Genomic DNA, 11,631 nt, shown 5'->3' with positions numbered 1-11,631 from the left:
CGGCCGAAGCCGGGTTTCCCGTCAAGCGATCACTGCATCCACGGTGGTGGAGGCGGTTCGTCGGACTTGCCTTTCGGCGCATCGTCCGCCGCGCGAATGGCCTGCTTGCGTTCCTCGTCGAGACGCGCCGCTTCGATTTCGCGCAGCACACCGCCGACATCGGCCAGGTCGTCCGGCTCGTCGAACTCACCAGTCAGCACACTGTTCGGGTGCAAGGTGCCGGCTTCGTACAACGCCCACATTTCCTTGGCGTACTTGGTCGCCTTCAACTCCGGCGCGAAACGCCCGAAGTACGCAGCCATGTTGCCGACGTCACGCTCGAGCATGCTGAACGCGTGGTTGTTGCCCGCCGCGTCGACCGCTTGCGGCAGGTCGATGATGACCGGGCCGGTGGGTGTCAGCAGCACGTTGAACTCGGAGAGGTCACCGTGCACCAGACCGGTACACAACATCAGCACGATCTGCGAAATCAGGAAGGCGTGATACTCACGCGCCTGATCCGGTTCCAGCACCACGTCGTTCAGACGCGGGGCGGCGTCGCCGTATTCGTCAGCCACCAGCTCCATCAACAGCACGCCGTCGAGGAAGTCATACGGTTTGGGCACTCGCACACCGGCGCCGGCCAGACGGAACAGCGCCGCCACTTCGGCGTTCTGCCAGGCATCTTCGGTCTCTTTGCGACCGAACTTCGAACCCTTCGCCATGGCCCGGGCCTGACGGCTGTTGCGAACCTTGCGGCCTTCCTGATACTCGGCCGCCTGGCGGAAACTGCGTTTATTCGCCTCCTTGTAGACCTTGGCGCAACGTAACTGATTGCCGCAGCGCACTACATAAACAGCTGCTTCTTTACCACTCATCAGTGGGCGCAGCACTTCGTCGACCAGACCGTCCTCGATCAGGGGTTCAATGCGTTTTGGAGTCTTCATCAGCTTTTATTGTGGGTCCTTTATTACCAAACACGCGAATGTCACTCGTTATACGGCAATCCTCGCCCGACGGGGAGGGGGTGCCGACCTGTGAACCATGAGGATGCACACACTGTGCCGGATCAAACGCGGTCAAGCCGCAGCGACCGATACGAATCATAGCCGAGACCGTGACATTGATTGGTATCGGCCGGCAAGGGCATTTGCGACAGAATCTGACATTGCCGATGCACCGAACACTCTGTGGGAGCGAGCCTGCTCGCGAAAGCGGTGTGTCAGAAGGAGTGATGGCGACTGACACGGCCTCTTCGCGAGCAGGCTCGCTCCCACATTGAAACCGTGCTTAACGTTCTATGATGGCGGTGACGCCCTGCCCGCCCGCCGCACAGATCGAGATCAACCCCCGCCCCTGGCCAGCCGCATCCAGCAGTTTCGCCAGATTAGCGACAATCCGCCCGCCCGTTGCGGCAAAGGGATGCCCCGCCGCCAGCGAACTGCCCTTCACGTTAAGCCGGCTTCGGTCAATCGAACCCAGCGGCGCGTCGAGGCCGAGACGGGTTTTGCAGTAGTCCGCATCCTCCCAGGCTTTCAGCGTGCACAACACCTGCGCAGCGAACGCTTCGTGAATCTCGTAGTAATCGAAGTCCTGCAGGGTCAGGCCATTGCGCGCCAACAAGCGTGGCACGGCGTAAACCGGCGCCATCAGCAGCCCTTCAGCGCCGTTGACGAAGTCCACCGCTGCCGCCTCGCCGTCACGCAGATAAGCCAGGATCGGCAGGCCACGCTCTTTGGCCCACTCTTCACTGCCCAGTAACACCACGGAAGCACCATCGGTGAGCGGCGTGGAGTTGCCCGCCGTCAGCGTGCCCCTGGCGCTTTTCTCGAACGCAGGTTTCAGCGTGGCGAGCTTTTCCAGAGTCAGGTCCGGGCGCAGATTGTTGTCGCGGGTCAGGCCCAGAAACGGTGTCATCAGATCGTTGTGCCAGCCCTCGCTGTAGGACGCGGCGAGTTTGTGGTGGCTTTCGAAAGCCAGCTGATCCTGTTCTTCCCTGGGGATACTCCAGGTCTGCGCCATCAATTCACAGTGCTGCCCCATCGACAGGCCCGTGCGCGGTTCGCCGATGCGCGGAAAATCGGGGATCAGGTGCCGGGGCCGCAATTGCAAAAATGTTCTCAGCTTGGCGCCGGTGCTTTTGGCGTTGTTGGCTTGCAGAAGAATCTTACGCAAGCCTTCGCTGACGCTGATCGGCGCATCCGAGGTGGTGTCGACGCCGCCGGCAATGCCGCAGTCGATCTGGCCGAGGGCAATCTTGTTGGCCACCAGCAACGCCGCTTCCAGGCCAGTGCCGCAGGCTTGCTGGATGTCGTAGGCCGGCGTGGCCGGAGACAGGCGCGAGCCGAGTACGCATTCGCGCGTCAGGTTCATATCCCGTGACAATTTGAGCACCGCCCCCGTCACCACTTCACCGATGCGCTGGCCATGCAGGTTGTAGCGTTCGATCAGCCCTTCGAGCGCGGCGGTGAGCATCGCCTGATTGCTCGCCTTGGCGTAAGGTCCGTTGGAACGGGCGAAAGGGATGCGGTTACCGCCGATGATCGCGACGCGGCGCAGCTGGGTCATGGATAACTCCTGTGAGATTTGCGGGTTCACAAACAACCCCTGTAGGAGTGAGCCTGCTCGCGATAGCGGTTTATCAGGCAACTACCATGTATCTGACCTACCGCTATCGCGAGCAGGCGAAGGCCTACAGGGGGACCGGCGTTGTTTCTGAATTTGTGTCTGGCAACAAAACTGCCGCAGCCAAACTACTCTGCTAATCCAGCGTAGGCCTTATTGCACCGATCGAACGATTGATTGCCGCGGGCAGTCCACACTTTGAACCCCAACCTCTGGAGCGCGTTCCATGTCTGACCGCTATATCGACTTCGCCAACTCATCCTTCGGCCATCGTCTGGTCGGGGCCCTGGGCCTGCCGTCGCCGGTGCGGCTGGAACGCTGGCAGGCCGGACGCCTGCGGCCGATTGAAGGCGCCCTGCTGATCGGTGGCGGGCCGTTGGCCGAGCGGGTCAGCGCGCTGGCCAGCCGGCTGACCGATGCGATCTACAGCTACGGCACCGAACCGTCGATGGCGACAGCGTGGATTCCCGGCCACGGCCCGAAGCTGAAGGCGGTGGTGTTCGATGCCAGCGACTTGCAGCACACCGATCAGCTCAAGCAATTGCGCGAATTCTTCCAGCCGCTGATGAAGAACCTGGAGCACAGCGCGCATCTGCTGATTCTCGGCCGCGCGCCGGAAACGCTGCGCGATCCGTTCGCCGCCAGTGCGCAACGGGCGCTCGAAGGCTTCTCGCGTTCACTGGCCAAGGAACTGCGCAGCGGCGCCACATTGCAGTTGATCTATGTCGGCGACGGGGCCGAGGATCAACTGGAAGGCCCGCTGCGGTTTTTCCTCTCGCCGAAAAGCGCATTCGTCTCAGGGCAGGTGATTCGCCTGAGCGCCTGCGCCACCCAAGTGAGCGACTGGACCCGACCGCTGGCCGGGCGCAAGGCGCTAGTCACAGGCGCTGCGCGCGGGATCGGCGCATCGATTGCCGAAACCCTGGCGCGCGATGGTGCCGAGGTCATTCTGCTCGACGTGCCGCCCGCCAAGTCTGACCTCGAAGCCCTGGCTGCGCGCCTCGGTGGCCGCGCGATCACCCTAGACATTTGCGCCGATGACGCCGCTACGCAGTTGATCGATCAACTGCCCGACGGGCTGGACATTCTGGTGCACAACGCCGGCATCACCCGTGACAAAACCCTGGCCAACATGACCCCGGAATTCTGGGACGCGGTGCTGGCCGTCAATCTCAACGCCCCGCAAGTGCTGACCAAGGCCCTGCTCGACAGCGGCACCTTGCGCGACAACGCGCGGGTCATCCTGCTGGCCTCGATCAGTGGCATCGCCGGCAACCGCGGGCAGACCAACTACGCCGCAAGCAAGGCCGGTTTGATCGGCCTGGCCCAGGCGTGGGCGCCGGCCTTGCTGGACCGCGGCATCAGCATCAACGCCGTGGCCCCGGGCTTCATCGAAACGCAAATGACCGCGCACATTCCGTTCGGCCTGCGCGAGGCCGGGCGGCGCATGAGTTCGCTGGGCCAGGGCGGCTTGCCGCAAGACGTCGCCGAAGCGGTGGCCTGGCTGGCTCAACCGGGCAGCGGCGCATTCACCGGGCAAGCGCTGCGGGTGTGTGGACAAAGCGTCCTGGGGGCTTAGGCATGAGTATTCAATGGCACACGCTGGACCGCGAACCGAGTCTGCCGGGGTTGTACACACGGGCCGCGACACGCCGCAAGATCACCGGCACGCAGCTGCCCGACAGCGGCTTGCGTTGCTGGGTCGATATCGACGCTAAACGACTGGCGGCGTATCGCAAGGTCTGCGGCTTCGCCGATGACGGCCTGCTGCCGCCGACCTACCCGCATGTCCTCGCCTTCGCCTTGCAGATGCAATTGCTCACGGCCAACGACTTTCCGTTTCCGCTGCTTGGGCTGATTCACCTGAGCAACCGCATCCGCGTGTTGCGGCCAATGGGCGGCATCAGTCGCGCGCAAGTCAGCGTGCATGTGCACAACCTGCAGCCACATCCCAAAGGGGCGACGTTCGATCTGCTCACTACGCTGGACGATCAGCTCGGGCCGTTATGGGAAGCAGACAGCCGGATGCTCTGTCGCGGTGTGAAACTTGAGGCCGAGGCGCCTGCCCAGGACTGGGAGCCGTCGCAGGATCTGTTGGACGTGGCGCACTGGGCCGCGCCGACAGACATCGGTCGTCAATATGCGAAAGTCTCCGGTGACTACAACCCGATCCACCTGAGTGCCGCGAGCGCAAAGCTGTTCGGCTTTCCCACCGCGATCGCCCATGGCTTGTGGAACAAAGCGCGTACCGTCGCGGCACTCGCCGATCATCTGCCCAAAGCCAATCTGGAGATCGCTGTGCACTTTCGCAAACCGGTGCGACTGCCCAGCGAAGTGACATTGCTGGCCAGCGCGGCGGGGTCCAGCGGTGAGTTGCGTTTGATCGGCGTCGGCGACCTGGAGCATATGGTCGGTCAGTGGCAACCGATCGCCTGAACTTTCGAGGCCAGAGAAACCCGTTAATTGTGTATATATCACTTAAGTTTTTCCTCGACCTGCCCGCGTTTTTGCAAAATCCCGAGCCTTGAATTTCAAGGCTTTTTTTTGCCCGTCTATCACCTGCGTATTAGTCCTTCGGCATTGCGCCAGGCCCTCTATATAAACGGGTTAATACCAACTTGAGAATGGTGCGAAACCTGCCATCGCCTGAGATTACAGCCACGGACGAGGCATCGCCGACGACAGATCGGCGGGCCATCGAAGGCAACGTAACGTTGTGACAGGTGCAGGAATCTCAATCATGAAAACTCAAGTGATGTGGTCCAAATCAGCAATCGCTCTGGCCTTGATCCTTTCTGTCGGCCTCGCCGGCTGCAGCAGCGGCGGTGGCGGCCATCGCAGCACCCCGAGCAGCTCGACCGCCGACGGCACGGCGGGCACCGGAGGTACTGGCGGTACCGATGGTTCCGGTGGAACAACGGGTGGTGATACCGCAGGCACTGGCGGAACCGGGGGCACTGGCGGAACTGGCGGTGGCACCGGGGGGACTGGCGGCGGCACCGATCCGACCAATCCAACCAACCCGACAGACCCGACCGATCCAACCAACCCGACCAATCCGACCGCCCCTTCGCTGGTGACCACCACGCTGGTGCAGGGCGTTGGCAAAACCGTCAGCGGTGTCGGTGATGGCGTCGGCCAGATCGGTGATTCCCTGAGCACCGTCCCGGTGGTGGGCGGCGTCGTACAAAGCGCGGCCAACACAGCCGGTAACGTCGTCAGCACACTCGGCGATGGCGTCACCAACGGCATCGGCAAACTGGCCACAGACCCTAAAGGTCTGACCACTACCGTGGCTTCGGTCGGCGGCGTGGTTTCGGATGTCGGCGACGGCGTGTCCGACCTCAGCGGCAAGCTGGCGACGGCTACCGGCAGAATTCCGGTGGTCGGTGGCGTCGTCACCAGGGTCGCGCCGGTACTCGATGGTGTCGGCGTCAAAGTCACCATGCTTGGCGATACCCTCAACACCACCCTCAGCAACGGCCCGACCAGCCAGTTGACCAACAAGGTCGGCAGCGGGCTGGTGCCGGTGATTGCCATGGTCGAAAGCACCACCGACAAACTCGGCGATGCCACAGGCCTGGGTGATCCGCTCAAAGGGGTGATTTCGAAAGTCGGCGGCACCGTGAACGGCCTCGGCGGCAAGGTCACCGTGGCCGGCAACGGCAATGCCCTGACCAACACCCTCGGTGGCGCGCTGGCCAATACCGGCACCGCGGTCGGCAAAGCGGGCGGCCTGGTATCCAACGGCACTGGCTCCGGCACTGGCGGAATTGGCGGCGGTCTCGGTGGCACCGGCCTGCTGCAAACCGTCGGCGGCGCGGTGGTCAACGTCGGCAGCGGCCTGAATGCCGGCAGCACCAGCGGCGTGGTCAGTGCCGGCGGCGTCACCGCTGGCGGCCTGGGCAACACCATTGCCTCCCTCAACACCGTACTCGGCGGCTCGGGTACGCCGATCACTGCAACCACTTCGCCATTGGCAACCGTGGGCGCCGCTCTCGGTGCCGGCCTGAATCCGGTGACCAGCGCAGTGACAACCGTGACGCAACAAGTCGGCGCCGCGACCGGTCTCGGCACGCCCGTCGCAGGCCTCACCGGTCAAGTGGGCGGTGCGGTCAGCAGCCTCGGCGGCGCCATTGCCGCCACGAACAACCCGGTCACCACTGCGGTGGGCGGTCTGGTCACCAACGTCGGCGGCACCGTGGCGGCGGTCGGTGGCCTGGTCAACAGCGGCACTGCCACTGGCGGTACAACCGGCGGTCTGGGCGGTGTGCTCGGCGGCCTGACCGGCGCGCTGGGTGGAACTCAACGCTAAATTGCACCTGGCCGATTCGACGGCCTTACCTACAGCGCCTACGCTTGGTTGAGGGCGGAAGATTCCCACGAGTCTTCCGCCTTTTTTCTTAGGAAAAGTCAGCCCAATGCTGTGCCCTGACCATGGAGTGTCCTATGCGCGTACTGGCATCCCTGCTGTGCCTGAGCCTCAGTTCCGCTGCCCTCGCCGACACCTTGCCCAGCTTCCTCAACAGCAACGAAACCACCCGCAACCTGCCCGTACCCAACCTGCCCGCCGACGCCTATCGCCCGAGTGCGGCGCCGCTACAAGTGCCGGATCCCGGCGCGACCTCCGCGCAGCCATTGTTGCTGGAGACCAAGGTCAATCTCAAGACCGTGCAGATCGAAGGCGGCACGCTCTATCCGCTCAATGAACTGGCCGAAGTCTACAAACCCCTGATCGGCCGCCAGGCCAGCCTCGCCGACCTGATCGAAGCCACGCGCAACATCACCCGCCGCTATCAGCAGGACGGCTACCTGTTGTCCTACGCGTTTTTGCCACAACAGAACTTCGACGACGGCGTGGCCCGCGTGGTGCTGGTGGAAGGCTACGTGCGCGATATCCAGATGCAGGGCGATGTCGGCCGGGTCAAAGGCCTGCTCGATAAACTCGCGGCGAAAATCCAGGCCGAACGCCCACTGACCCGCAAGACGTTCGAGCGCTACACCACGCTGATGAGCCGCATCCCCGGCGTGACGCTGCAAGCGCAAGTGCCGCCACCGGGCACCACCGACGGCGCCACCACTCTGGTCGCCCAGGCCAGCCGCAAACCGTTCACCAGCACCCTGAGCACCACCGAAGACAACCGCAACGGCCCGCAGGCATTGCTCGGGATCAGCAGCAATTCGCAGACTTCAATGGGCGAGCAACTGACCCTCAGTGGCCTGTTCCCACCGGGGGACGACAAAGAGCATTACTACCGTCTCGACTACAGCCAGTTCCTCGACGCCGAGGGCACGCAACTCAACGTCTCGGCCTCACGTTACCGCGCCGATCCCGACACCGAAGTGCTGGTGGGCGGTGGCGGACGCCTGAGTACCCACCGCGAAAACGATCGCTACTCGATCGGCTTCAGCATGCCTCTGATCGCCTCCGCCAACGAACTGCTGACCGCCGGCTCACGCCTGTATGCGGTTGATGACAAGACACGCTACGACGGCATCAACTTTCCCTTCAGCACCGAGTTGCGCACCGACGTCCGCGCCCTGGCCTTCGAAGGCGACTGGCGCAAGGCTGACGCCCGGCAGTTGCGCATCCTCAGCGCTGGCGTGTACCAGGGCTTCGACAGCCTCGGCGCGCACACCAACTACGACGACATCGACCTCGACTTCTTCCGCGTGCGCCTGTCCGGCGTGCAGAGCGACAAGTTCCTCGACAACTGGCAAGGCGTGCTGTCAGCAGCGTTGTACTGGAGCGATGACACCTTGCCAGACAGCGAACGAGCGGTGTTCGGCGGGCAAAACTTCGGCCGCGGCTACCCGGACGACCAGGCTTCGGGCGACAAGGGTTGGGGCGTGGCCTACGAGGTCAACTACAGTTTCAACCGCGACGGCAATTGGCTGCGCATCCTGCAACCCTACGTGGTGCTCGACCGCTCGCGCAGCTGGTTCAACCAACTGCCGGTGCAGGCCAACAACCTGTCCTCAACCGCCGTCGGGCTGAGGTTTGGCGATGCCAAGTACTACAACGTCGCGCTGGAAGTGGCGAAGGCCATGTCGGATGAAGCCTTGGACGCATTCAATCGCAAGCCGCGGTACAGCATCAGTTTCAGTTATCAGTTGTAGGTACTGTCGGGGGGACTGAGGAAGCGGTGTACTCCTGAAACACCGCAAAACCCTGTGGGAGCTGGCTTGCCAGCGAAAGCGTCCATTCACTGACAGGCCGCCATCGCGAGCAGGCTCACTCCTACAGTTTTGATCGTGTGCATCCAGCAAGAAACAGGTCGGCTGTCAGACCGTATTCGCGAGCAGGCTCGCTCCCACAGAAAAGCAACGCAGCGCAGCTGCCCGCGGCGAAGCCGCCCCACTCAACAATGAGCGTTAGCTCGAGTAACGCTCTTGATCTTGATGCACAGCGCCCGTCGGAAGGCTGAGTGGAGGGATTGATCCGGGCGTGGGAGCGCAGCGACCGTACGACGCAGTCGTACACAGCGAGAGGAGGTGCAGCGAAGCAAACCGGAGACGCTGCGCCCGGATCGATCCCGCAGCGAAGGCACCCCGAGCCCAGGCGAGGGGCCGCACGTCAGGGCAAAAGGCCTTTGGTTACTTTGGGCCCCCAAAGTGACCCGCCGTCAGGGCGGAACCGCCAGCCGCAGCACCGAAAAAAACGGATATTCACCCAAACCCCCAACAACACGGCCGGCCCAAAGGCCGCCGAGTTCACCCGGCCTGAACCCGAGGCTTGGGAAACAAATTATCCAGAGTCTCCAACAACCGCACGTGATAAATCGGCTTGCGAAACAGATCCAGCACCTGCAACCGCAACATGTCGCTGACATCCTCCATATCCGCATGCCCCGACATCACAATAACCGGCAAATGCTCGCGCGACGTGTGCTCGCGCAAGCGCCTGATCAACGACATGCCCGACTCCTCCGGCATGCGCAAATCAGTAATCACCAACGCAATATCCGGATGCCGGGTCAGCAGATGCAACGCCAGCTTCACCGACGTCGCGGTATGACACACAAACCCCTCACCCTCCAGCAACTCAGCCAACTCCAGCAACGCGTCCTCTTCATCGTCAACCAGAAGCAACTGTTGGCGCGGCAGCGAGCGAGAATTCATGGGCAACCCCTGAACACTGAAAGTAACCCCAAGTGTAGCGCGCCATCGACCAGGCGCGAGCGCCAGCCGCGTCAGGGTGTCTGCACCGGCGCCGTCTGCGCGGTGCCGCCGAGAGACACCAGCACGCTGTTGAAGATATCGAAAACCTTGGTACCCAGCGGCGTAATGAACAGCACGACCATCACCGCCACCATGGCGACGACAATTGCATATTCAATGGCCGAAGCCGCTTCGGTACTCGCCAGAAACATGCGCCAGCGCGCAAGCAGATTTGCAACGATCATGGACATGCTCCTTCGTGTCGGCAGTTGTCCGGGCACGGGAAAGCCAATGGCCTCGAGGTAATGCCTGGGCGCGCATTTGAGCACGGCATGCACAGGCATCGAAAAATGGCGAATGATCGCTTGATCAGATCGGAGTCTTGACCTGAGCGGTTCCGCCCAGCTTGGTCAGTACGACGTTGAAAATCGCCAGGACCTTGTCGCCGATAGGGGTTACAAACACCACGACCACCACGGCCACCATCGCCGCAACGATCGCATACTCGATAGCCGACGCTGCCTCTTCGCTGTTGCAGAAAGTCCGGGCCCGGGCCCGCAGATAATCGAAAGTCATGCGAAACATACGTCCACTCCTTCGCGCCTCTGGCGCCGACAACACTACCGCGGCAAGGTTCCACCGTGCTGCTTGAGCATTGTCAACAAACCCCGTCCCAACAACTGTAAGAACCGATTAATCATAAAGCATTAATCCCACCCTTTCAGCGACGTTTCCTGCTGTTAATTGGCCAGACCCCATACTTTGGTGGGTTATTTGCCTGTCATTAATGGCGCTTTTGCTTGGATCAGCTAGCTTGGAAATAGCGAAATAGTTGCATGTTCATAGCTGCCGAATCAGTACTCCTCTCGCGAACAAAAATGCAGTTGGGTTGTGCAGCAGGAAAGGGAGAGCCGTCATGAACAGTCGCATCACCATGGGCCTTGCCGCGCTGCTGCTGCTCGGCGCTGTTTTCGTCGGTTACTGGGGGCTGGTCCTCAGCCGCCAACCGGCCCCTGTCGCCGAGGTGCCCGCAGCGCCAGCCGTCGCCCTTGAAAAAACTGTCGCGATTGCCGAAGACCAGACCCGCCAAGCCGTGGTGGTGCTGCTGCACGATGTGCCGCCCTTCACCCCGCTGACCGCCGCCGATGTGGCCGTGGAAAAACTGCGCAGCGCACCGGCCGGCAGCCTCGCCAGCGTCGAGCAGGCCATCGGGCGTACACCCTGGCGCCACCTGCGCGCCGGCACCTGGCTCAACGAGGAAAGTTTTCAGGCCGGCGGCGCCTTGGCGCGGATGATTCACAGCGACGAGCGCGCATTGACCGTGGCGGTCGACGAAGTGATCGGCGCCGCCGGGCAACTGCTGCCGGGCGACTACGTGGATGTGCTGCTCTACCTGCGTGAGGATGCGAGCAACCTGCAGCAGTCGGCACAGATTGTCGTTCCGGCCCTGCGCGTGCTCGGCGTCGGTGATCAGTACGGCTTGACCAACGACGGCCAGCCGGCCTCCCCGGCCTTGAATGCCGAGGAAAAAATCAAACAGGATCAACGCCGGGTTGCCGCGCGCACCGTGGTGCTGGCGGTGCCGGAAAAACTCCTCAGCCGCCTGATGCTGGCGACCCAGGTCGGCACGTTACGCCTGGCCGTGCGCAGCAGCGAAGAGCAGCGCCTGGCCAAATACTGGGCCGGCGAAAGCCAGTCTCCCGGGCAGCTCGACAAAGCCAACAGCCAACTCTTCCAGTTCACCCAACTGGCCTTGGCCGGCGCGCAGAAAACACCGTCCAGCGCTGCTTCCGGCGCTGCACCCAGGCCTGCGGTGGAGATCATTCGCGGCAACCAGCTCAGCCAACAAACCCCATGACTGCGCAA

10 protein-coding genes are annotated in these 11,631 nt (G+C 62.6%); 5 read left to right on the top strand and 5 right to left on the bottom strand.

Annotation, left to right across the window (positions count from 1 at the left end; genetic code table 11):
* Positions 1-29 precede the first annotated feature (29 nt).
* Positions 30-926, bottom strand: coding sequence for a PA4780 family RIO1-like protein kinase (locus tag HU765_RS11735; protein WP_186620572.1), 897 nt, complete (start codon positions 924-926; stop codon positions 30-32).
* A gap of 343 nt (positions 927-1,269) precedes the next feature.
* Positions 1,270-2,547 carry an acetyl-CoA C-acetyltransferase gene (locus tag HU765_RS11730; protein WP_186620570.1) on the bottom strand — a complete coding sequence of 426 codons (1,278 nt, stop codon included), beginning with the start codon at positions 2,545-2,547 and terminating at the stop codon, positions 1,270-1,272.
* A gap of 283 nt (positions 2,548-2,830) precedes the next feature.
* On the opposite strand from HU765_RS11730, the gene HU765_RS11725 reads away from it, so the two are divergent.
* The 4 genes from HU765_RS11725 to HU765_RS11710 all read left to right on the top strand — a co-directional run bounded on the left by HU765_RS11725 (position 2,831) and on the right by HU765_RS11710 (position 8,724).
* Positions 2,831-4,183, top strand: coding sequence for a 3-oxoacyl-ACP reductase (locus HU765_RS11725; RefSeq protein ID WP_186620568.1), 1,353 nt, complete (start codon positions 2,831-2,833; stop codon positions 4,181-4,183).
* A gap of 2 nt (positions 4,184-4,185) precedes the next feature.
* Positions 4,186-5,040, top strand: a complete 855-nt coding sequence (locus tag HU765_RS11720) for a MaoC/PaaZ C-terminal domain-containing protein (protein ID WP_186620566.1) — start codon at positions 4,186-4,188, stop codon at positions 5,038-5,040.
* Between the two features lie 304 nt (positions 5,041-5,344).
* Positions 5,345-6,919 carry a collagen-like triple helix repeat-containing protein gene (locus tag HU765_RS11715; protein ID WP_186620564.1) on the top strand — a complete coding sequence of 525 codons (1,575 nt, stop codon included), beginning with the start codon at positions 5,345-5,347 and terminating at the stop codon, positions 6,917-6,919.
* A 134-nt stretch (positions 6,920-7,053) separates the two neighbouring features.
* Positions 7,054-8,724, top strand: a complete 1,671-nt coding sequence (locus HU765_RS11710; RefSeq protein WP_186620562.1) for a ShlB/FhaC/HecB family hemolysin secretion/activation protein — start codon at positions 7,054-7,056, stop codon at positions 8,722-8,724.
* 594 nt (positions 8,725-9,318) lie between these two features.
* Here HU765_RS11710 and HU765_RS11705 read toward each other — a convergent pair.
* The 3 genes from HU765_RS11705 to HU765_RS11695 form a co-directional block, all read right to left on the bottom strand.
* Positions 9,319-9,726 (bottom strand): response regulator, encoded by a 408-nt coding sequence (locus tag HU765_RS11705; RefSeq protein WP_186620560.1) that lies wholly within the window; start codon positions 9,724-9,726, stop codon positions 9,319-9,321.
* 71 nt (positions 9,727-9,797) lie between these two features.
* Positions 9,798-10,010: a Flp family type IVb pilin gene (locus HU765_RS11700; RefSeq protein WP_186620558.1), complete on the bottom strand. Its 213-nt coding sequence runs from the start codon at positions 10,008-10,010 to the stop codon at positions 9,798-9,800.
* 124 nt (positions 10,011-10,134) lie between these two features.
* Positions 10,135-10,341, bottom strand: a complete 207-nt coding sequence (locus HU765_RS11695) for a Flp family type IVb pilin (RefSeq protein ID WP_186620628.1) — start codon at positions 10,339-10,341, stop codon at positions 10,135-10,137.
* A 340-nt stretch (positions 10,342-10,681) separates the two neighbouring features.
* Here HU765_RS11695 and cpaB point away from each other — a divergent pair, with 340 nt between their 5' ends.
* Complete coding sequence (cpaB, locus tag HU765_RS11690; protein WP_186620557.1) at positions 10,682-11,623, top strand: Flp pilus assembly protein CpaB; 942 nt, start codon at positions 10,682-10,684, stop codon at positions 11,621-11,623.
* The last annotated feature ends 8 nt before the right edge of the window (positions 11,624-11,631 follow it).

This window comes from Pseudomonas sp. SWRI81, assembly GCF_014268545.1.
In the GTDB taxonomy this organism is placed as follows: Bacteria; Pseudomonadota; Gammaproteobacteria; order Pseudomonadales; family Pseudomonadaceae; genus Aquipseudomonas; species Aquipseudomonas hamedanensis.
The sequence above is the reverse complement of the archived record's forward strand: the minus strand, read 5'-3'. Positions and strand labels throughout refer to the sequence as shown.

Bases quoted from the DNA above. Each gene is read 5' to 3' on its own strand.
- HU765_RS11720 (WP_186620566.1), top strand. From the start codon at position 4,186: ATGAGTATTCAATGGCACACGCTGGACCGCGAACCGAGTCTGCCGGGG.
- HU765_RS11705 (WP_186620560.1), bottom strand. From the start codon at position 9,726: ATGAATTCTCGCTCGCTGCCGCGCCAACAGTTGCTTCTGGTTGACGAT.
- cpaB (WP_186620557.1), top strand. From the start codon at position 10,682: ATGAACAGTCGCATCACCATGGGCCTTGCCGCGCTGCTGCTGCTCGGC.
- HU765_RS11695 (WP_186620628.1), bottom strand. From the start codon at position 10,341: ATGACTTTCGATTATCTGCGGGCCCGGGCCCGGACTTTCTGCAACAGC.
- HU765_RS11730 (WP_186620570.1), bottom strand. From the start codon at position 2,547: ATGACCCAGCTGCGCCGCGTCGCGATCATCGGCGGTAACCGCATCCCT.
- HU765_RS11725 (WP_186620568.1), top strand. From the start codon at position 2,831: ATGTCTGACCGCTATATCGACTTCGCCAACTCATCCTTCGGCCATCGT.
- HU765_RS11710 (WP_186620562.1), top strand. From the start codon at position 7,054: ATGCGCGTACTGGCATCCCTGCTGTGCCTGAGCCTCAGTTCCGCTGCC.
- HU765_RS11700 (WP_186620558.1), bottom strand. From the start codon at position 10,010: ATGATCGTTGCAAATCTGCTTGCGCGCTGGCGCATGTTTCTGGCGAGT.
- HU765_RS11715 (WP_186620564.1), top strand. From the start codon at position 5,345: ATGAAAACTCAAGTGATGTGGTCCAAATCAGCAATCGCTCTGGCCTTG.
- HU765_RS11735 (WP_186620572.1), bottom strand. From the start codon at position 926: ATGAAGACTCCAAAACGCATTGAACCCCTGATCGAGGACGGTCTGGTC.